Genomic DNA, 18775 nt, shown 5'->3' with positions numbered 1-18775 from the left:
ACCTCGTAAACGGAAGGGTCAGTGTGCGCCCAGTTCGCGGATCGACAACTTCATGCTTTCGAAGTCGTAGTCCGACAGGCCCACGTAGTCCAGCACCAGGTGGCTGATGGCATTCCACTCATGGTCCACCGCCTGGTTGCCCAGCACGCGGTAGGAGGAGCAGATGTGCTCGGCCATCTTGAGGATTGCCAGCAGGTTTTTCAGCTGCGGATTGCGCGACGATTCATCGCTGAAAATCGCCAGGGCGTTGTGGTGGTTGGCGATGGCGTCGGTCACATGCTGCGGCAGGCGCCAGGACTTGGCGGTGTAGTAGCCGACCACGGCATGATTGGTGTTGAACGCATTGTTCTCGGTATCCACCACGCGGCAGTCGGGGCCGGCGCTGGCATAGGCCTCTTCGAGCACCGCCATGTAATTGGGGAAACGCTTGAGCATCAGCGGCACGCCGCAATCGTGGAACAGGCCGAGGGCGTAGGCTTCGTCCACTGCCTGGGCGCCGGTGCGCTTGGCCAGGGTCAAGCAGGTCATGGCCACGTCCTGGGCGGTGTCCCAGAAGCGGTTGAGGGTGACGATGGTGTCATCGCTCATCTCGCCCTTGATCGACAGCGCGTTGATCAGGTTGATGACCGAACGGCTGCCCAACAGGTTCACCGCACGCTGGATCGAGGCGATCTTGTTGCTCAAGCCGAAGTACGACGAGTTGACGATCTTCAGCAATGCGCCGGACAGGCCCGGGTCCTGGGCAATCAACCGGGCGATCACTTCCAGGTCCGGGTCGGGCATGTACTGCTCCATCTGCAGATCCACCATGATCTGCGGCTGGGGCGGCACACTGATGCCTTGCAGGGCCTGTTGGATCTGTTCGGCGGATAGCTCTTGGGACATAAGTACTTACTCTGGACTAGGCGAGGATTCTAACCTCTATGGGAACCTGACCGACACCTCAAAAACCCGATCCAATGTGGGAGCTGGCTTGCCTGCGATGGCCTCACCGCCGTACGTCAGATACACCGCGCCGTCTGCATCGCAGGCAAGCCAGCTCCCACATGAACCGCGCCGCAACAGGTATACTCCCGCTCTTTTTTCCGGAGCGACGTCATGTCCCTGCCAAGCCTGCGTCTCAAAGCCAACGCCGATCGTCGTTTGCGCAACGGCCACCTGTGGGTCTACAGCAACGAAATCGACGTGGCCGCCACCCCACTTCACGGCTTCCAGGCAGGCGACCAGGCTATCCTGGAAGCGGCCGGCGGCAAGACCCTGGGCATCGTGGCCATGAGCCCGAACAACCTGATCTGCGCGCGCCTGCTGTCGCGCGACATCAAGTTGCCGCTGGACAAGTCGCTGCTGGTGCACCGCATCAACGTCGCCCTGTCCCTGCGTGACCGCCTGTTCGACAAGCCGTTCTACCGCCTGGTCTACGGCGACTCCGACCTGTTGCCAGGCCTGGTGGTTGACCGTTTCGGCGACATCCTCGTGGTGCAGATCGCTTCGGCGACCATGGAAGCCCATAAAGCAGACGTGATCGCCGCACTGACCCAAGTGCTCAAGCCAAGCGGCATTCTGTTCAAGAACGACTCCGCCGCCCGCGACGCCGAAGGCCTCAACCGCTACGTCGAAACCGTGTTCGGCCTGGTGCCAGAGTGGGTGGCGCTGGAAGAAAACGGCGTGAAATTCGAAGCCCCGGTGATTCAGGGCCAGAAAACCGGCTGGTTCTACGACCACCGCATGAACCGCGCGCGCCTGGCCCCGTATGCCAAAGGCAAACGCGTGCTCGACCTGTACAGCTACATCGGCGGCTGGGGCGTGCAAGCCGCGGCCTTTGGCGCCAGTGAAGTGTTCTGTGTCGACGCCTCCGCCTTCGCCCTCGACGGCGTGGAGCGCAACGCCGCGCTGAACGGCGTTGCCGAGAAGATGACCTGCATCGAAGGCGACGTGTTTGAAGCGTTGAAAGAACTGAAAGCCAGCGAAGAACGCTTCGACGTGATCGTCGCCGACCCACCGGCCTTCATCAAACGCAAAAAAGACATGAAGAACGGCGAAGGCGCCTACCGTCGCCTGAACGAGCAAGCCATGCGCCTGCTCAGCAAGGACGGCATCCTGGTCAGCGCTTCGTGCTCCATGCATTTGCCGGAAGACGACCTGCAAAACATCCTGCTGACCAGCGCCCGCCACCTGGACCGTAATATCCAGATGCTGGAACGTGGCGGCCAGGGCCCGGACCATCCGGTGCACCCGGCGATTGCCGAGACGCGGTACATAAAGAGCATTACGTGCCGCCTGCTGCCTAACAGCTAAGTAGAGTTAGAACGCAGATCAAAATGTGGGAGCGGGCCTGTGTGGGAGCGGGCTTGCTCGCGAATGCGGTCTGTCAGTTAACAACTCTGTAACTGACACACCGCATTCGCGAGCAAGCCCGCTCCCACATTGTTTTGCGGCGCACGGAAGATCTCCTCACGGTTTTGATTGAATTCCATTTTCCGCAGACTAGTATCGGTTTCTGGTTCAACTCCGGAAAACAAAAACAATGTCTGGGCCCACCCTCTCGCGCTTCATCCTCATCACCTGCATCTCCCTGATCAGCTTCTTCCCGATCAATATCCTGCTGCCCTCCTTCCCCGCCCTGTCCGCCCATTTCGATACGCCCACCGCCGACGTCGCGCTGTCCATCAGCCTGTTCACGCTGGTCTTTGCGATGTCCCAACTGGTCGCCGGCCCGCTGTCGGATAAATGGGGACGCAAGGAAGTGCTGATTGGCTGCATCAGCCTGTCGATCCTCGGCGCCACCGGTTGCGCACTGGCGCCGGACTACCTGAGCTTCCTGCTGTTTCGCAGTGTGCAGGCCATGGGTTGTGGATTTTTCGTACTGGGCCACGCGCTGGTGGAAGACCTGTTCGACGAGCAAGACCGCGCCCGCGTGCGCCTGTATTACATGACCTTGAGCGGCTCGTTTGTCGCGCTGTCACCGCTGATCGGCTCCTGGCTGCAAACCACCTTCGACTGGCAAGGCAGCTTCTATGGGTTCGCGCTGATGGCCCTGGGCATGTTGATCCACGCGGCCTGCATCCTGCCGTCCAAGTCTGCCAGCCCGCACCGTGCCGCCGTTTCCATCATCGGCACGCTGAAAGCCGTCGGCAAAAATCGTGATTTCCTACGCTACTGGTGGATTGCCGCGCTGGTGTTCGCCTGCTACTTCGCGCTGATCAGCGTGACACCGCTGATCTTCATGGACACGCTGCAGCTCTCCGAATACCAATACGCGCTGGTGCTGATGGTGTACGGCGTGGCCTACCTGCTCGGCGGCGTCGCGGCGTCGTATTTGCAGAAGCGCATCACGCTGTCCCGGCAGATCAACATCGGCCTCGGCTTGCTGAGCATTGCCGGGTTACTGCTGACATTGATGGTCAGCCTGCACGCCATCACCACGGTGACCTTGCTGATCCCGATGCTGATCAGCGCGCTGGCCGTGACCCTGGTGCGACCTGCAGCCATTTCCGCAGCGATGCTGCTGTTTTCCAGCAGCGCCGGCACGGCGGCGTCGGCGGGCAACAGCATCATGTTTCTCACCGCCGCCGTCAGCAGCGCGGCGCTGGCCCAGGCGGGCGAGCATCTGCTGCTGACCATCGCCCTCAGTTTTATCGTACTCAGCCTCTGGGGGCTGCTGACCAACCGGCAGACTACGGCTCACGCATTACCGGCGTGAGCAGCATGTCACTGGTCTGCAGTTGCCGGTAACGCGGCTTGACCAGTTCGATCCGGCCGATGCGGATGTCGTGGATCAGCGTCTCGGTGTCCACATAACCGTCCGGTAGTTGCGTCCAGACCAACGGGCCGCGATCGTCCCACTTGCCCTTCTCGTCCAGGGCAAAGATGCGCGGTGGCTTGAAGTCGTGGCGGTAGCCGGTGTTCGGAATCGCCAGCACTTCGGGCTGGCCGTCCAGGTCGAGGTCCACCGCCCACAACACACAGTTGGACTCGCACGGTGAGTCGGTATCCAGGCTCAGTTCGGCAAACTGTTCGCTGCCCTTGGGCTTGGGGCCGATCCATTCCAGTTCGGCCTTGGGCCGCTGGGCGCGCTCCTTGGCGTATTGCTCGCTGAAACTCAGCGCCGTGTCGTCCATTCGCTCGCGCAAGATGCGGCGCGAGTCTGCGTCAAGAATGCGCTCTTTATCCAGATCCTCCTGCAACCGGGCGTAAGCCTCCTCGCCGGCCTTCTCCAGGCCAAATCGCAGGTAGTGCGCATCAAAAGCCTCGGCCTTGGTGCGCCCGTCGAGCAAGCGTTGCACCTGATCATTCACACTGATCTGTACCGGGTTGAGCAACGGCGTGTTGATCAACACCACCAGCGCACAAAACAGCAACGCCAGTGCCGGGTTGGTCACGCGCAAGTTGCCCAGCCACACCGGCGAACGCAGCACCACCGCCCACACCGCCGCCAGGCCATACAAACCACACAACAACGCCGCCGCCAACGCGATGAAACGTTGCGGCGACAACGCGTATTGCTCGACCCGCAGCCAACTCGAATAAAACGCCAGCGCCGCGAGGACCGGCAGGCACAACAAGCTCAACTCGATAAACCGCGTCAGCCACTGGGGATAGGGCCGCGGCTGCCGGCCATCCTGGAACACCCCATTGAGCAGGAACAACTGTGCACCGGCCAGCACCAGCAAAATCGGCGTGGAGTAGCCCGTGGCCCAGATCCGCCCCAGCCCGGTAAACGGCAGGGCCAAGGTAAACAGCACGCTGATCAGCGCGATCAACGGCAGCAGCAAACCGCAGGCGCTGAGCAGCATGCTGCGCATCTGGCCAATGACCTTCTCGCTGCGCGCCGCCAAATACATGCCGAGTGCGAACACCAGCGGCAGAGCGAAACACAGGAACAACTCACTCCAGAAGTGCCGCTCGAAAAACTCGATGCCCAGCATCAGGAACAGGCGGCTCCACAGCTTGAGCAACGCCATGAACAGCGCCACCAGGATCAGCGCGTAGAGCACGATGAACACGCTGTTCCAGGCTTGCTGGAACAGGTCTTCATAGCGCCAGCGCTCGCCTTTGGCCGAGGGCCAGGCAAACAGGAAACTGGCGCAGACGTAGCTCAGCACCACCACGCTGATAAACCACGAGTTGATCGCCCAACGCTTGTCGCCGATATGCTCGACGCCATAACACACCCACAGCGTCATGCCGCCCATCAGCAGGGTGAACACCAGCGTCGGCAACAACGAACGCCAGTGTCGGGCTTTTTCCCCGAGCAACTGCAAGGTGGTGCCGCCTACCAGGACCAGGGTGTAGGTGACAAAAAACAGCGCTTCGTTTAAGCGATAAAGCTGGTCGGAGTAATAGAAGGCGATTCCCTGGACCAGGCCGATCAGCAGATAGAACCCAAGAAAACGATTGATACCGGGCATTCCAGTTCCTTTGGAGTGGGGAGGGACAAAAAAGGCCGCCAGTCTAAACAAAGCCGCAGGCCCTGTATTGCCCCGTTCCCTCCAGCCGCCAGCGGTGTAGAATCGGCCCTATTCATCGCCAGTCATCCCCCGGCGGGTTTATGAGCTCGAGGCCCAAGCAAGCGGCGATCCCGCGACGCGAGTGGCAACTTCCGGACACACGGCCATTTTTCGGGTGTTCCAGACGTCAATAGAAGCTCACTCCCTTTTGATACCGATTAGCCGCCCGGAGTGCTCCATGCCAGATTACCGCTCGAAAACATCCACCCACGGCCGCAACATGGCCGGCGCCCGCGCACTGTGGCGTGCCACGGGGATGAAGGATGACGACTTCAAGAAGCCGATCATCGCGATTGCCAACTCGTTCACCCAATTCGTACCGGGCCACGTCCACCTCAAGGACCTGGGCCAACTGGTCGCACGCGAGATCGAACGCGCTGGCGGTGTAGCCAAGGAATTCAACACCATCGCCGTGGACGACGGCATCGCCATGGGCCATGACGGCATGCTGTATTCCCTGCCGAGCCGCGAGATCATCGCCGACTCCGTGGAGTACATGGTCAACGCCCACTGCGCCGACGCCATCGTCTGCATCTCCAACTGCGACAAGATCACCCCCGGCATGCTGATGGCCTCCCTGCGCCTGAACATCCCGGTGATCTTCGTGTCCGGCGGCCCGATGGAAGCCGGCAAGACCAAACTGGCCTCCCACGGCCTCGACCTGGTGGACGCCATGGTCATCGCCGCCGATTCCAGCGCTTCTGACGAGAAGGTCGCGGAATACGAGCGCAGCGCGTGCCCAACCTGCGGTTCGTGCTCCGGCATGTTCACCGCCAACTCGATGAACTGCCTGGTGGAAGCCCTGGGCCTGGCCTTGCCGGGCAACGGTTCCACCCTCGCCACCCACAGCGACCGCGAGCAGCTGTTCCTGCAGGCCGGCCGCACCATCGTCGAGCTGTGCAAGCGTTACTACCACGACAACGATGAGTCGGTGCTGCCGCGCAACATCGCCAACTTCAAGGCGTTCGAAAACGCCATGACCCTGGATATCGCCATGGGCGGTTCCACCAACACCATCCTGCACTTGCTGGCTGCGGCCCAGGAAGCCGAGATCGATTTCGACCTGCGCGACATCGACCGCCTGTCCCGCAACGTGCCGCAACTGTGCAAAGTCGCGCCAAACATCCAGAAGTACCACATGGAAGACGTGCACCGCGCCGGCGGGATCTTCTCGATCCTCGGCTCGCTGGCCCGTGGTGGCCTGCTGCACACCGACCTGCCAACCGTGCACAGCAAGACCCTCGCTGAAGGCATCGCCAAATGGGACATCACCCAGACTGACGACGAAGCCGTGCATCATTTCTTCAAGGCCGGCCCGGCGGGCATCCCGACGCAAACTGCGTTCAGCCAGTCGACCCGTTGGGACACCCTCGACGACGACCGTGAAAACGGCTGCATTCGCAGTGTCGAGCACGCCTACTCGCAAGAAGGCGGCCTGGCCGTGCTGTACGGCAACATCGCCCTCGACGGCTGCGTGGTGAAAACCGCCGGTGTGGATGAATCCATCCACGTCTTCGAAGGCCGCGCCAAGATCTACGAAAGCCAGGACAGCTCGGTGCGCGGCATCCTCGCCGACGAAGTGAAAGAAGGCGACATCGTGATCATCCGCTACGAAGGCCCGAAAGGCGGCCCGGGTATGCAGGAGATGCTCTACCCGACGTCGTACCTGAAGTCCAAAGGCCTGGGCAAAGCCTGCGCCTTGCTCACCGACGGCCGTTTCTCCGGCGGCACCTCGGGCCTGTCCATCGGCCACGCTTCGCCAGAAGCCGCTGCCGGCGGCGCGATTGGCCTGGTGCAAGATGGCGACAAGGTGCTGATCGACATTCCAAACCGTTCGATCAACCTGTTGATCAGCGACGAAGAACTGGCCGCGCGCCGGGTCGAGCAGGACAAGAAGGGTTGGAAGCCGGTGGAAAAGCGTCCGCGCAAAGTCACCACCGCGCTGAAGGCCTACGCGTTGCTGGCCACCAGTGCTGACAAGGGTGCTGTGCGTAACAAGGCGATGCTTGACGGACTGTAAGCCCCGCCCATAAAAAATGCCCCGCCAAGTGCGGGGCATTTTTTTGCCTGGCCAAAACCCCATCAACAATGAAGTTCAAACTGTGGGAGCTGGCTTGCCCTGAGGCCAGTCAGTTAAAGGGTGAACACCGCACTGTGGCGAGGGAGCTTGCTCCCGCTGGGCCGCGTAGCGGCCCCAAAGATGGGACTGCTGCGCAGTCCAACGGGAGCAAGCTCCCTCGCCACAGGTTCGCTTTTAGCCTTTCTAACCCTTAACTGACTGCATTGAGGCTTACCCCCACATTGGCTCTATGTAGGGTTTTAGAACTGCGGGGTGTAGGTCATGGTGAACATCACATTACGCGGGTCGCCATAGTAGTTACTGCCCCAGTTCGCGTTATACGCCGGGATGTAGTACTTCTTGTCGAACATATTGTTCAGGTTCGCCGCCACGCTGAATTCCTGGTTGATCTTGTACGCCACCCGCGAATCCCACAGTGCGTTGCCCGGCACGCTGAACGTGCGGTCGTAGGCCTCGGTGCTGCTTTGCGCGGTCACGCCGGCGCCGACGCTGAATTTCTGCCAGTCACCCGGCAACTGGTAATCACCCCACACTTTGAGCAAATGCTTGGGCGTCCAGGTGCTGAAGATCTTGCCTTCGTAGTCGTCGTCCTTGAGGAATTTGGTGGTGTTGTAGGTGTAGCTCGAATTGAGCTGCAACCCCGGCAGTACTTCGCCGCTCAACGTGGCTTCAAAACCCTGGCTGCGGACTTTGCCCGAGGCCACCGAGCAGTACCAACCGTTGCAGTTCATCGGCCCTTGCAGGTCCTGGGCGGCGCGGTTTTCCTGGTCGTAGCGGAAGATCGCAAACGAGGTGTTGAGGCGGCCATCGGCCAATTCGCCCTTGATCCCCAGCTCATAGTTCTTGCCTTCGATGGGCTTGAGGATCGCGTGGGACGTGGTTTGGTTGGTCTGTGGTTCAAACGCGTCGGCGTAGCTGGCGTAGGCCGACCATTGCTCATTCAGCTCATAGACCAGGCCGGTGTAGGGCGTGACCTTGCCGTTGGTTTGGGTGGTGCTGGCTTCAGGCGCACCATAAGTCCCCTTGATACCGCTCTGGCCGATATAGGAGAAGTCATACCAGCTGGTGCGCGCGCCGACGATCAGGGTCAACGGGTCCAGCAGCTTCACGCGCCAGGTGCCATAGATGCCTTTCTGGCGAACGTCATACCAGCTCTTGGACCCCCAACCGTCCCTGAACAGTTGGTATTTGTCGCGCTGCGGGCGGTTGTGGTCGATGTTGAAGATATCCGCGCCCGGCGTGGCAGCCCGCGCCCACAGGTCGTCGGTGGTGAGCTTGGAATAGTTGGCGCCCAGGATCATTTCCTGCTGGAAACCCAGGCCGTCGAACTTGCCATCGACGTACACATCTGCGCCGCGGCTCTTGGTGTTGAAGTCGGTGACCCAATCGATATAACGCACGGTGCCGCCGCCGTTGGGGATTGTGTCCCACGTCGCCTGGTAGGTTGCGTCGTTGTGCTCGTCCATGGCCACCAACGCGGCCTTCACTTTCCAGTCATCGTTGAAACGATGCTCCAGGTCGGCAAATACTTGGGTCTGGTTGTTGACGTTGCGGTTCCAGCTGGCGCCGACAAAGGTCGAGCGCGGCAGGCCGATGTCGCTGCCGTCGGCGTAACGCGGCAACGACATGAAGTTGGGCCGCGAATGGCCTTTCTGGTTGCTGATGCCGACACCGACGGTGGTGTCGGCCGTGAAGTCGTAGTCCACCGCCGCGTAGACCGTCTGATTCCAGCCGCCGGCGTAGTCGACAAAGGAGTCGGTGGTGTCGTAATCCGCTACAAAGCGCCCGCGCAAGGTGCCTTCGGCATTCATCGGGCCGCCGACGTCGACTTGAGTGCCGTAGTGGTCCCACGAACCGGCCTTGGCGGTGATGGTCACCGTCGGCGCCTGCTGGCCGCGCTTGCGCACCAGGTTCATGGTGCCGCCGGGGCTGTTGGCGCCTTGCAGCAACGCGGCCGGGCCGCGCAGGGTTTCGACGCGGTCGTAGATCGCCATGTTTTCGGTGAGGTAGCTGCCCAGGGTGTAGGTGTTACGCGGGATGCCAACGCCATCGTATTGCAGGGTGCCGATCTCGAAACCCCGGGAGAAGATAAACATGCCGGGGCCGGGGGATTTGGTCGCCGTCAGGCCGGGGGTGCGCTTGACCACTTCGGAGAGCTTGGTGGTGTTCTGGTCATCCATCTGCTTGCGGGTCATGACGCTGACCGATTGCGGGATGTCCTTGAGTTTCTGCTCGCCCTTGCCCAGGGTCACCGCGCCGGTGGTGTAGGAGCCTGTACCTTCAGTGGTAGCCCCGAGGCGTTCGGCGCTGATAGTGGTGGCGCCGACTTCAAGGGCACCGCCGCTGGCCACGGGTTTTTCCAGGGTCACGGTATCGGCATTGATAAACGCCGCGTTCAACCCCGTGCCACCCAGCAACAAGCCAAGCGCCTCGCGCTGGCCCAAGTTGCCGCGCACACCTGGGGATGTCACGCCTTGGGTCAACTCCCCGGACACCAACACCTGAATCCGCGTCACCGCCGAAAACGCCGCCAACGCGCCATCCAGGCTTTGCCCTGGGATATCGAAGCGGTAAGTCTGGGCCTGCGTGGTCTCAGCAGCCTGCAAGTACAGCGGTGCGGTGCCGCTGGCCATGGAAATGGCCAGTGCCAGCAAGGGCCGTGCGGCGTATCGGTGTGCCATGGATGGTGCTCCCCGGTGCAAAAAAGTCGGTGATCGGCGCCGCACTACTTGAGAGTGCTTACTATTTACGCCTCAGTGATCAAGGACGATGCCCTGTGGGAAAACCCTGAAAATATTTTGAGAAAGTTGCACTCAGGACGCTTTGCCTTCGCGCAATACCAGCAAATACGGGGTGTAGTGCTCGGCGCGCAGGTTGAGGGTGTATTCCAGCGCCTTGATCACCGCGTCAGGCTTGTCGATTTCAAACACGCCGGAGACCACGCGATTGCGCAGCGCATCGCCGAGCACCAGGGTCTTGCCAGGCCAGTAGCGATTCAACTCGCTGACCACCTCCGACAGCGGTTGCTGGCGGAATACCAACTGCCGCTGGCGCCAGGCAAAACCGCTGGCCGGGTCGAAGCCGTGGACCTCGGCAAGGTGCTGGCCCTGATACTCCACCGCCCGCCCCGGCTCCAGATACACCGGCGTGCCGCTGCCCGCACTGACCTGCACCTTGCCCTGGGCCACTTGCACCCGCGTCTGCGCATCGCGCCGCGCCACGCTGAACTGGGTGCCGACCACCTTGACCCAGCCATCACCGGACTGCACCACGAAGGGCCGAGCCGGATCTTTGGTCACGCTGAAAAAACCTTCGCCCCTCAGCAGACGAATCTGACGCTCACCGCCGCTCATGCGCACTTGAATCGCGCTGTCGGTGTTGAGTTGCAGCTGGGAGCCATCGGCCAATTCCACCGTGCGCGACTCGCCGGTGCCGGTCGCATAATCCGCGCGCAGGCGATCGAGCCAGGGCGTGTTTTGCACGGTCAGCCCAACCGCCAGCAACACAGCGGCGGCACAGGCCCAACGCCGCAGCGGTTTGCGCCACGCGGCCTGTTCGGCGCGGCGGATCACCCGGGCCGGCTCACGCAGGCCGCCGAGCAGCGCTTGCACTTCCTGCCAGGCTTCATCTTGAGCTTGGCCTTGCCCGAGCCAGGCGGCGAAGGCGTCCATTTCAGCCGGTGTCACGTCCTCGGCCTGTAGGCGGAAATACCAGCCGGACGCCTGTTCAAACAGCGCGTCGGCAGTAGGTGTGGCGGTCATGTCCGACGTCCTTGTGCATCGCAGGCAAGCCGCGTCTTGATGTACGCGCGGCATTCAATCAAGGCGCGACGCAATTGGTATTCCACACTGCGCGGGGTGATCGACAGACGTTCGCCAATCTCGCGGTAGGAAAGTTCGTCGACATGATAGAGCAGGAAGATCTGCCGAGTCGCTTCGGGCAACGCCAGGATCGCGTCCTGCATCAGTTGTTCCTGTTGGTAGGCAGCCAATTGTTCATCGGCCCCGGGGTTGCTGCACGGCAGTTCTTCGCTGGGCTCGCCGGCGTCCAGGCGTTCGCGGCGGATGGCCTGGCGCTGGTGATCGCGCACCAGGTTGCTGGCGATGGTGAAGAGAAAGGCTGGGAGGTTGTCGATCTTCTCGCCGGAGTCCAGGCGCGCCAGGCGCAGGAACGATTCCTGGGTCAGGTCGGCGGCCACTTGGGCGCTGCCGGTGCGGCGGGTGACGAAGGCTTCGAGGGCTTTCTTCTGCTCCGCGAACAGGCGCGCGATCTGTGAATTCCAGGAGAGCACGGCACTACCTTGAGAAGAACGGGGGGTTCAGGAGGTGTGCACGCTAGCAAAGAATGAGATTGGTTCGCAATGATCGTTCCCACGCTCAGCGTGGGAATGCATCCTGTGACGCTCCGCGTCACCACTTTAAGAGCGGGCGCAGAGCGCCCCGGGCGGCATTCCCACGCGGAGCGTGGGAACGATCAACTCGGTGTTACTGAATCTCCTCAGGCTTCACAATCACCCAATTCTTGTCCGCCGTCACCGCCAGCCCTTCCTTGGCCTGCGCCGCCGCGTGCTTGGCGATCATGCCATTGAGCTGGGTCATGTATTTGTCCTTGCGGTTGATCCACAAGTGCACGCCACCCTTGGCCACGTCCACATCGTGAAACAGCATGTAGCCATCGCTCGTTGGCGTGTCGCCACCCACCAGCACCGGTTTTTTCCATTCGTCGATGTAGGTGAGGATCGCCGCGTGCTTGCCGGCCATCCAGGTCGCTGGGGTCCACAGGTAGGGCGTGAGTTCCAGGCCGAGGTTGGCCTTCTCGTCGTATTTACCGGCACTGATCTGTTTGCGTGCGGTGGTCAACTCGCCGGTCTTGCGGTCCTTGAGCAGGGTGGTCACGCCGATGACGTTCTCGGGTTTGACGTTGTAGCCGTACTTCGGATCAGCCGCGACCATGCGCACCAGCTCTTCGGAGGCGGCGGTCATCACGTACACGTCGATGCCGTTTTCCATCAGCTTGTTGTACAGCTCCTGCTGGCCGGTGAAGATTTTTGGCGGCTGCACTTCGGATTTTTTCACCACGTCGCCTTCGAAATAGCTGACCGGCACCGGCTTGCCGGAGGCCATCAGCTCGTCGACCTGGACCTTGAGTTCCTTGAGGGTGAAGCCGGAAAACACCTGGGCAACCCACGGGTAGCAGACCATGTCGTCCACTTCGCAGAGGCGATAGTAGTAACTGAACAGGCTCTCTTTGTGCTCGGCGGTGTCTTTGAACGGCATCAGCTTGAGCGACGGATCGAGGCTGTCGCGAGTGATCAGGCCCTTGTTTTCCATGTAGGGCAGCAGGGATTCTTCGAGGTCGTAGCGGTAACTGGTGTTGTCCATGTCGAACACCGCGAAGTTACCCTTGTTGGCGTTGGCGGCGATCATCTCGTCTAGTTGCTTGGCCGCCGGGGCAGGCCAGTGTTTCAACTCGGTGGCGGCCATGGCGTGGCCGGCGAGGCCCAGGCACAGTGCGGCGGCAAACAGTCTCGAAGCGAGCTTCATATGCGTTTTCTCCCTGAGTGAAAGACATCGACGCTAACAAATCCCTGTGACAGCTACCTCCCGAGCGCGACCGCTTGCGTCCTGATCCCGCCAACCGCATACGCCTGAGCGTCAAACGCTTATTCCAAAAACGACAGTCACCATTCCATATCGGTATTAAATCAATATATTTCAAGCTGTTAGTCTTTCCGGTTCGCAATCGCAGGCTCACGCGATTGGCAGCCTCTGACGGAGCTTCAATGAATCTGCCCCTGATTCTCAACTTACTGGTGTTCGTGGCCCTGTTACTGGGCCTGGCACAAACCCGCCGCACAAACTGGAGCCTCGCCAAGAAGGTGTTGTTCGCCCTGGCCCTGGGCGTGGCGTTTGGTGTGGCGCTTCATACCATTTACGGCGCCGGCAACCCGGTGCTCAAGGCGTCCATCGGCTGGTTTGACCTGGTCGGCAATGGCTACGTGCAATTGCTGCAAATGATCGTGATTCCGCTGGTATTTGCCTCGATCCTCAGCGCCGTGGCCCGCCTGCACAATGCCGCGTCCCTGGGCAAGATCAGCTTCCTGACCATCGGCACCCTGCTGTTCACCACTGCGATTGCGGCGTTGATCGGTATCGGCCTGACCAACCTGTTCGGCCTCACCGCCGAAGGTCTGGTGGCCGGCACCCAGGAAATGGCGCGCCTGCAAGTGATCCAGAGCGATTACGCGGGCAAGGTCGCTGACCTGAATATCCCGCAGTTGCTGCTGTCGTTCGTGCCGTCCAACCCGTTCGCCGACCTGGCGCGGGCCAAGCCGACGTCGATCATCAGCGTGGTGATTTTCGCCGCATTCCTGGGGGTTGCCGCGCTGCAACTGCTCAAGGATGACGTGGAAAAAGGCCAGAAAGTCCTCAACGCCATCGACACCCTGCAAGCCTGGGTGATGCGCCTGGTGCGCCTGGTGATGAAACTCACGCCCTACGGTGTATTGGCGCTGATGACCAAGGTGGTCGCCGGCTCCAACCTGCAAGACATCATCAAGCTCGGCAGTTTCGTCGTGGTGTCATACCTGGCCCTGGGCCTGATGTTTGTGGTGCACGGCCTGCTGTTGTCCCTGGCCGGGATCAACCCGCTGCGCTTCTTCCGTAAAGTGTGGCCGGTGCTGACCTTTGCCTTCACCAGCCGCTCCAGCGCGGCGGCGATCCCGTTGAGCATCGAGGCGCAGACCCGTCGCCTGGGTATCCCGCAGTCCATCGCCGGCTTCGCCGCCTCGTTTGGCGCGACCATCGGCCAGAACGGTTGCGCGGGCCTTTACCCGGCCATGTTGGCGGTGATGGTAGCGCCGACCGTCGGCATCAACCCGCTGGACCCGTTGTGGATCGCGACCCTGGTGGCGATTGTGACCTTGAGTTCGGCCGGTGTGGCCGGCGTGGGCGGCGGTGCGACGTTTGCCGCGCTGATCGTGCTGCCGGCGATGGGCTTGCCGGTGTCACTGGTGGCGTTGCTGATTTCCGTGGAGCCGCTGATCGACATGGGCCGCACGGCACTGAACGTGAACGGTTCGATGACGGCGGGGGCGATTACCAGCCAGATCATGGGGCAGACGGATAAGGCGGTGTTGGATGCCGATGAGCATGCCGAACTAGCGCAGGCCTGATAGACCGCATTCGCGAGCAAGCCCGCTCCCACATTTTGACCGCATTCTCACGTTAGAACTCGGCCAAATGTGGGAGCTGGCTTGCCTGCGATGCTCTTAAGCTTTTTCCCAGACTTCAAAGTTGTAAGCAGGCTTGTCGCCTTCAGCCGGGTTCTCCTGGTTCGAGACCAGTTTCCACTGGCCCTGATCAAACTCCGGAAACCACGCATCCCCTTCCGGGCTCAACGCCACCCGCGTCAAATACAGGCGATCCGCCTGCTCCAGCCCCTGCGCATACAACTGCGCACCGCCGATCAGCATCAGCTCATCCACGCCCTGGGCCAACGCCCACTCTTCAGCGCGCTCCACCGCCGCTTCCAGCGACGGAAAAACTTCCGCACCTTCAAGCGCCAGATCGGTCTGACGGCTGACCACCAGGTTCAAGCGCCCCGGCAACGGTCGACCGAGGGAGTCCCAGGTCTTGCGCCCCATGATGATCGGCTTGCCGAGGGTCGTGGCCTTGAAATATTTGAAATCCCCCGGCAAATGCCAGGGCATGCTGTTGTCGACGCCGATCACACGGTTTTCACCGAGGGCTGCGATCAGGCTTAAAGGGAGAGTTTTTTTCATGGCGACGAGAATACCAGAGCCCCCTGCCACGCGCAGCGTGCACTAAACAGCCTCACAGGGGTTATGCTCCAGGCTCACAAACACAACAGGACACCGCGTGACTCCTCTGCACACACTCTGGCTGACGGAAACAGTACGCCTGCGTGAAGAACACGCCGGCCCCCTGGAAGACCAGGAAGCCAACCGCCTGGCCCGCGCGGCCGGTGGTGACCTGCCGACGCGCATCCAGCAGCGCGCCCTGCACCTGGCCGAGCGCGATGGCCTGACCGTCGCCCTGACCCGCTGGCTGCAAGGCGCACGCCTGGCGCTGGTGCTGCTGGCGGTCGTCGCCGTGATCAGCGGCGCGGGCCTGGCCTTCGCCGCGCTGGGCAACGGCCTGGCCCCGGTGAATGTGTTCTGGGCATTGGGCAGCCTGCTCGGCTTGAACCTGATCCTGCTCATAAGCTGGGCCCTGGGCTTGCTGTTTGCCGGCGAACACGGCGCCAGCCTCGGGCGCTTGTGGTTGTGGCTCAGCGAAAAGCTCGCCCGCGACGCCAAGGCCGCGCAACTGGCGCCGGCGCTGCTGTTGCTGCTGCAACGCCAGAAACTCAATCGCTGGGCCGTGGGTGTGCTGGTCAACGGCCTGTGGCTGCTGGCATTGCTCAGTGCGCTGGTGATTCTGCTGACGCTGCTCGCCACCCGTCGCTACGGTTTCGTGTGGGAAACCACCATCCTCAGCGCCGACACCTTCGTCGCCGCAACCCAGGCCCTGGGCAGCCTGCCCGCCCTGCTCGGCTTCAACGTGCCCACTGTCGAGATGATCCGCGCCAGCGGCGATTCCGCCCTGAACATCGAAAGCGCCCGCCAAGCCTGGGCCGCGTGGCTGGTCGGCGTGCTGCTGGTCTACGGCCTGCTGCCGCGCCTGATCCTCGCCCTGCTCTGCCTGTGGCGCTGGCAACGCGGGCGCGCCGCCCTGCGCCTGGACCTCAACCTGCCTGGCTACAGCCAACTGCGCGAACGCCTGATGCCCAGCAGTGAACGCCTCGGCGTCAGCGACGCCGCGCCGGACCAACTGCATCACGTCAGCGGCGGCGTCAGCGAACTGCAAAGCGACGGCGCCCTGCTGGTGGCCATCGAACTGGACGATCAACACCCGTGGCCGCCCAGGCTGCCGGCCAACGTGAAAGATGCCGGCATCCTCGACAGCCGCGAATCGCGGCACAAACTGCTGGAGCAACTCACACGCTTCCCGCCCGCACGCCTGGCCATCGCCTGCGACCCACGGCGCTCGCCGGATCGCGGCAGCCTGGCGTTGATCGCCGAGCTTGCGCGCAGCGCCAGCGCAACCCGCGTGTGGCTGCTGCAAGCACCCCACGGCCAGGCGCTGGACGCCGAACGCCTGGGCGACTGGCACACCGCGCTGCAACAGCTGGAACTGCCCTTCGCCGACTGCGCGCCGCTGAACTGGTTGGAGACCGGGCATGACTAAACCGCTGAAACTCGCCGTGGTCGGCCACACCAATGTCGGCAAGACCTCGCTGCTGCGCACGCTGACCCGTGACGTGGGCTTTGGCGAAGTGTCCCATCGCCCCAGCACCACGCGGCATGTCGAAGGTGCGCGCCTGTCGGTGGATGGCGAAGCGCTGCTGGAGCTGTACGACACTCCCGGTCTGGAAGATGCCATCGCCCTGCTCGATTACCTGGAGCGCCTGGACCGCCCGGGCGAACGCCTCGACGGCCCGGCGCGCCTGGCGCGGTTCCTCGACGGCAGCGAAGCGCGCCAGCGTTTCGAACAGGAAGCCAAGGTGCTGCGCCAACTGCTGGCCTCGGACGCCGGCCTGTACGTGATCGACGCCCGCGAGCCGGTGCTGGCCAAGTACCGCGACGAGCTGCAAGTGCTGGCCAGTTGCGGCAAGCCGTTGCTGCCGGCGCTCAATTTTGTCAGCAGCAGCGACCACCGCGAGCCGGACTGGCGTGAAGCCCTGGCCCGCCTGGGCCTGCATGCGCTGGTGCGTTTCGACAGTGTGGCGCCACCGGAAGACGGCGAACGGCGCCTGTATGAAAGCCTCGCCCTGCTGCTGGAAAGCGCGCGGCCACAGTTGGAACGCTTGATTCTTGATCAGGAGGCCCAGCGCCAGGCTCGCCAGCAAAGTGCTGCGCGACTGATCGCAGAATTGCTGATCGACTGCGCCGCCTGTCGTCGCAGTGTGGTCACCGAAGATGAGCAACAAGCCATCGGCGACCTGCGCAAAGCCGTGCGCCAACGTGAACAGAAATGCGTGGAAGCCCTGCTCAAACTCTTCGGCTTCCGACCGCAGGACGCCGCCGCCAGCGACTTGCCCCTGCTCGACGGGCGCTGGGGCGATGACCTGTTCAACCCGGAAACCCTCAAGCAACTGGGCGTGCGCGTCGGTGGCGGGATCGCCGCAGGGGCGGCGGCCGGTGCGGGCGTGGATTTGTTGGTCGGTGGATTGACGCTGGGCGCCGCCGCCCTGGCCGGTGCGATTGCCGGTGGCGCGCTGCAAACCGCGCGCAGTTATGGCAGCCGGTTGCTGGGCAAAATCAAAGGGCAACGCGAGCTGACCGTCGACGACAGTGTGTTGCGCCTGCTCGCCCTGCGTCAGCGCCAGTTGCTCAAGGCCCTGAACCTGCGCGGCCATGCGGCGATGCACAGCATCAAGGTCGACACGCCCCAGGACAAGACCTGGCGCGAAGGCAAGTTACCGGACGCTCTACACAAGGCTCGCGCCCACCCGCAGTGGTCGTCCCTCAATCCGCACGCCAAGTTGAGCCAGGCTGAGCGCCAGGAACAGGTCGAGGCATTGGCCACCCGGCTCGACGAGGCGTAAACCGGTTACACCTCATACCAGTTCAAGGCCAAGAAGGTCGTGCATAACGAGCGGATCAGCTCCTTGTCGGCCTTGTCAGCCACACCATTGCGGTCAACGTCACTGTTGGTGAACGATTCGAGTACGCCGTCGCTGTCGCCGTCATAGGCCGCTACCTTGTAGATCAGCGGAACGGCGCCCCCAGAGGCAGCAGGTTCGTGAAAATCCAGCTTGATCGCGTTCGGCTTGCCCGCTTTGCCGAAATGATCGACGTACAGGATCAATGTGCGCTGCCACTGCCTGGCCGGGTTGAACCAGTTCAGCTTCAAAAAGCTGTCGGCGAAACTCGCGAGCAGACGTTCGTCAAAATCCAGACCGTCAGGCTTACGTTCTCCCGCCAGCTGCAGGTCGACCTTGCCATCCACGGTCATATCCAGGCCGACGGTTTCGTAGATCAACGCGTCGGGGGCAGCGGGTTGCTGCTGATAGAAGTGCAAAATCACCGTATCGGCGCGCCCATTCCCGCACAGGTCCTGGGCGGTGGCTTTCAAATAACGCATCGCATTGCTCCTTTGACTAATAGAAGCAAGCACCTTAG

The 18775-nt window shown here is 62.1% G+C and carries 14 protein-coding genes; 6 read left to right on the top strand and 8 right to left on the bottom strand.

From position 1 onward, the window contains the following. Nucleotides 1-18 precede the first annotated feature (18 nt). A complete protein-coding gene (locus tag ACZRMO_RS07410) occupies nt 19-831 on the bottom strand; it encodes an HDOD domain-containing protein (RefSeq protein WP_463972495.1) in 813 nt (270 codons plus the stop codon). A gap of 267 nt (nt 832-1098) precedes the next feature. Here ACZRMO_RS07410 and ACZRMO_RS07405 point away from each other — a divergent pair, with 267 nt between their 5' ends. Together ACZRMO_RS07405 and ACZRMO_RS07400 are read left to right on the top strand one after the other, a co-directional pair. Then, complete coding sequence (locus ACZRMO_RS07405) at nt 1099-2295, top strand: class I SAM-dependent rRNA methyltransferase (protein WP_017734765.1); 1197 nt, start codon at nt 1099-1101, stop codon at nt 2293-2295. Between the two features lie 229 nt (nt 2296-2524). Continuing rightward, nucleotides 2525-3700, top strand: coding sequence for an MFS transporter (locus ACZRMO_RS07400; RefSeq protein WP_463972401.1), 1176 nt, complete (start codon nt 2525-2527; stop codon nt 3698-3700). On the opposite strand, the gene ACZRMO_RS07395 is transcribed toward ACZRMO_RS07400, so the two are convergent. Continuing rightward, nucleotides 3675-5408 (bottom strand): DUF4153 domain-containing protein, encoded by a 1734-nt coding sequence (locus ACZRMO_RS07395; protein WP_463972400.1) that lies wholly within the window; start codon nt 5406-5408, stop codon nt 3675-3677. The two genes, ACZRMO_RS07400 and ACZRMO_RS07395, sit on opposite strands and share 26 nt — an antisense overlap. Nucleotides 5409-5685: 277 nt before the next feature. On the opposite strand from ACZRMO_RS07395, the gene ilvD reads away from it, so the two are divergent. Continuing rightward, nucleotides 5686-7527 carry a dihydroxy-acid dehydratase gene (gene ilvD, locus ACZRMO_RS07390; RefSeq protein WP_017734762.1) on the top strand — a complete coding sequence of 614 codons (1842 nt, stop codon included), beginning with the start codon at nt 5686-5688 and terminating at the stop codon, nt 7525-7527. A 299-nt stretch (nt 7528-7826) separates the two neighbouring features. Here the strand turns inward: ilvD and ACZRMO_RS07385 are convergent, their stop codons facing one another. The 4 genes from ACZRMO_RS07385 to ACZRMO_RS07370 form a co-directional block, all read right to left on the bottom strand. Further along, the gene (locus tag ACZRMO_RS07385; protein ID WP_463972399.1) at nt 7827-10268 is read right to left on the bottom strand and encodes a TonB-dependent siderophore receptor; all 2442 of its coding nucleotides are present in this window, start codon (nt 10266-10268) and stop codon (nt 7827-7829) included. 132 nt (nt 10269-10400) lie between these two features. After that, the gene (locus ACZRMO_RS07380) at nt 10401-11348 is read right to left on the bottom strand and encodes a FecR family protein (RefSeq protein WP_463972398.1); all 948 of its coding nucleotides are present in this window, start codon (nt 11346-11348) and stop codon (nt 10401-10403) included. Next, nucleotides 11345-11878 (bottom strand): RNA polymerase sigma factor, encoded by a 534-nt coding sequence (locus ACZRMO_RS07375; protein WP_124526787.1) that lies wholly within the window; start codon nt 11876-11878, stop codon nt 11345-11347. Before ACZRMO_RS07375 ends, ACZRMO_RS07380 begins: the two co-directional genes overlap by 4 nt. Before the next feature lie 193 nt (nt 11879-12071). After that, entirely contained in the window at nt 12072-13130 is a 1059-nt protein-coding gene (locus ACZRMO_RS07370; protein WP_463972397.1) for an HAD family hydrolase, read from the bottom strand. A 239-nt stretch (nt 13131-13369) separates the two neighbouring features. On the opposite strand from ACZRMO_RS07370, the gene ACZRMO_RS07365 reads away from it, so the two are divergent. Continuing rightward, nucleotides 13370-14761: an L-cystine transporter gene (locus ACZRMO_RS07365; RefSeq protein WP_463972396.1), complete on the top strand. Its 1392-nt coding sequence runs from the start codon at nt 13370-13372 to the stop codon at nt 14759-14761. Between the two features lie 96 nt (nt 14762-14857). On the opposite strand, the gene ACZRMO_RS07360 is transcribed toward ACZRMO_RS07365, so the two are convergent. Further along, nucleotides 14858-15370 carry a dihydrofolate reductase gene (locus tag ACZRMO_RS07360; protein ID WP_463972395.1) on the bottom strand — a complete coding sequence of 171 codons (513 nt, stop codon included), beginning with the start codon at nt 15368-15370 and terminating at the stop codon, nt 14858-14860. Between the two features lie 97 nt (nt 15371-15467). Between ACZRMO_RS07360 and ACZRMO_RS07355 the strand changes: the two genes are divergently transcribed. After that, nucleotides 15468-16838, top strand: coding sequence for a DUF2868 domain-containing protein (locus ACZRMO_RS07355; protein WP_463972394.1), 1371 nt, complete (start codon nt 15468-15470; stop codon nt 16836-16838). Beyond that, a complete protein-coding gene (locus tag ACZRMO_RS07350; protein WP_463972393.1) occupies nt 16831-18198 on the top strand; it encodes a DUF3482 domain-containing protein in 1368 nt (455 codons plus the stop codon). Before ACZRMO_RS07355 ends, ACZRMO_RS07350 begins: the two co-directional genes overlap by 8 nt. Nucleotides 18199-18203: 5 nt before the next feature. Here the strand turns inward: ACZRMO_RS07350 and ACZRMO_RS07345 are convergent, their stop codons facing one another. After that, nucleotides 18204-18737 carry a hypothetical protein gene (locus ACZRMO_RS07345; protein WP_463972392.1) on the bottom strand — a complete coding sequence of 178 codons (534 nt, stop codon included), beginning with the start codon at nt 18735-18737 and terminating at the stop codon, nt 18204-18206. Nucleotides 18738-18775: the final 38 nt, after the last annotated feature.

The sequence above is a fragment of the Pseudomonas sp. B611 genome (genome assembly GCF_055407965.1).
This window is presented reverse-complemented; position numbering and strand designations above follow the sequence as displayed.

Excerpts from the sequence above, each read along its gene's own strand:
- ACZRMO_RS07405 (WP_017734765.1), top strand. The coding sequence starts at position 1,099 with ATGTCCCTGCCAAGCCTGCGTCTCAAAGCCAACGCCGATCGTCGTTTG.
- ACZRMO_RS07400 (WP_463972401.1), top strand. The coding sequence starts at position 2,525 with ATGTCTGGGCCCACCCTCTCGCGCTTCATCCTCATCACCTGCATCTCC.
- ACZRMO_RS07395 (WP_463972400.1), bottom strand. The coding sequence starts at position 5,408 with ATGCCCGGTATCAATCGTTTTCTTGGGTTCTATCTGCTGATCGGCCTG.
- ilvD (WP_017734762.1), top strand. The coding sequence starts at position 5,686 with ATGCCAGATTACCGCTCGAAAACATCCACCCACGGCCGCAACATGGCC.
- ACZRMO_RS07385 (WP_463972399.1), bottom strand. The coding sequence starts at position 10,268 with ATGGCACACCGATACGCCGCACGGCCCTTGCTGGCACTGGCCATTTCC.
- ACZRMO_RS07380 (WP_463972398.1), bottom strand. The coding sequence starts at position 11,348 with ATGACCGCCACACCTACTGCCGACGCGCTGTTTGAACAGGCGTCCGGC.
- ACZRMO_RS07370 (WP_463972397.1), bottom strand. The coding sequence starts at position 13,130 with ATGAAGCTCGCTTCGAGACTGTTTGCCGCCGCACTGTGCCTGGGCCTC.
- ACZRMO_RS07365 (WP_463972396.1), top strand. The coding sequence starts at position 13,370 with ATGAATCTGCCCCTGATTCTCAACTTACTGGTGTTCGTGGCCCTGTTA.
- ACZRMO_RS07360 (WP_463972395.1), bottom strand. The coding sequence starts at position 15,370 with ATGAAAAAAACTCTCCCTTTAAGCCTGATCGCAGCCCTCGGTGAAAAC.
- ACZRMO_RS07350 (WP_463972393.1), top strand. The coding sequence starts at position 16,831 with ATGACTAAACCGCTGAAACTCGCCGTGGTCGGCCACACCAATGTCGGC.
- ACZRMO_RS07345 (WP_463972392.1), bottom strand. The coding sequence starts at position 18,737 with ATGCGTTATTTGAAAGCCACCGCCCAGGACCTGTGCGGGAATGGGCGC.